The 1,350-nt window shown below is 37.6% G+C and carries 2 protein-coding genes; both read right to left on the bottom strand.

The genetic code is table 11. From position 1 onward, the window contains the following. Positions 1 to 86: 86 nt before the first annotated feature. A complete protein-coding gene (locus KI742_RS23485; protein ID WP_285385935.1) occupies positions 87 to 839 on the bottom strand; it encodes a nucleotidyl transferase AbiEii/AbiGii toxin family protein in 753 nt (250 codons plus the stop codon). Next, on the bottom strand, positions 811 to 1,047 hold the full coding sequence (locus tag KI742_RS23480; protein WP_226971450.1) for a hypothetical protein: 237 nt from the start codon (positions 1,045 to 1,047) through the stop codon (positions 811 to 813). Before KI742_RS23480 ends, KI742_RS23485 begins: the two co-directional genes overlap by 29 nt. Positions 1,048 to 1,350: the final 303 nt, after the last annotated feature.

Genomic DNA, 1,350 nt, shown 5'->3' with positions numbered 1-1,350 from the left:
GCGTTGCTCACACCTTAACAGGGCGTTAGTTTGCACATTGTACTGTGAAAAAATCCGCATTAAGCGGATTTGGGTATTGAAAAATCTTATTGTCTTGAAGCGAGTAGTTCTTTCATTTCGTCCAATAATTTGGGCGCTTGTATCTTGATAATATCCTCTGCCCAATTTGCTTTCATTTTTACATTCTTTGCAGCTCGGAAGTATTTATCTTCATTATCAACAATATCTTGTAGTGCTCTTATTAAATCAGGAATAATTGCTCTTTTACTGTAGTATTCTTCTGCAGATTCAATTGCTTGTTCAGGGATTTTTCCCCAAGCTGCATACATTGCAAGTATGTCAAAAATATCTTTATATGGCTCTTGTAGTTTTCTATCACTGTTAGCTAGAAGTTTAGTGTAGAAGCACGATTGCTTGTCCAAAAATGGGACGGGAAATCTATCCTTATCGAAGTCAAACGCAAGGTCATAATCTGCGAAGCTAACAAATTCGAGTTTTATGAATGTGTCAGCGTGCTTTATGACAGTCCTTACTGCGTCACGATCAGAACGTATTTCACGAGCATATTCAAATTCAGTGGTTACAAGCTCATTGAGTTGAATGTTATCTACAGTCCCACGAACTGCTCGATACGAGTCCTTGTTTGGACAAAGAAAATCAATGTCAATTGACTCGCGGTACTCATCAAGCTCAAGAGCTATGCGAGTCCCACCGCCGAAAATTATGTTGTTTGCGCAAAAAAAATCAGCGTCAAAATTATTTAACGCTGATTCTATAATTTTATGATGTTGTAGGTTATATCTAGACATATCAATGTGTTGCTGGCATAAAGCAGCCATTACCAAATTCTTTAATAAGTAGGTTGATTAGATTTTTTTCTTTGGCTGTAAGTTTGTCTTTATCCACATATCCCCAACGTTTTTCGTATAGTTCAAATGCAGTCTTAGGCGCAATGAATTTCTTGTGCATATCCCAAAGAAGCAGATTTAGTTCATGATAATGAGTTCTATTAATGTTTCCCATAAATACTCCAATCATCTCTGTCATATGAGTGTACCCAAAAAATGTAGCTACCTTAAGTATAGATTAATATCTTTATACAAAAGTAACCCTCTTTACCCAAACCTTGCTCTGGTAGTGTGGTGCGTAGCACCACACTACCAGAGCAAGGTGCTTAAAGCAAATTATGTATACTTTCTCTGATCATACAGTAGACGTGCTTTATTGTATAGCCGAGCAACACATTCAGAAAAAGTTAACGCGCCTATCACCTGACCGTGGTAAGCAAAGCTTACCACGGTCAGGTGATAGGCTGTCAATGTTTAACTGTTTTGCTTTCTGGGTTTAATG

This window comes from Vibrio sp. D417a (assembly GCF_030248595.1).
In the GTDB taxonomy this organism is placed as follows: Bacteria; Pseudomonadota; Gammaproteobacteria; order Enterobacterales; family Vibrionaceae; genus Vibrio; species Vibrio alginolyticus.
The sequence above is the reverse complement of the archived record's forward strand: the minus strand, read 5'-3'. Positions and strand labels throughout refer to the sequence as shown.

Coding starts and splice junctions, on each gene's coding strand:
- KI742_RS23485 (WP_285385935.1), bottom strand. CDS start 839: ATGGCTGCTTTATGCCAGCAACACATTGATATGTCTAGATATAACCTA.
- KI742_RS23480 (WP_226971450.1), bottom strand. CDS start 1,047: ATGACAGAGATGATTGGAGTATTTATGGGAAACATTAATAGAACTCAT.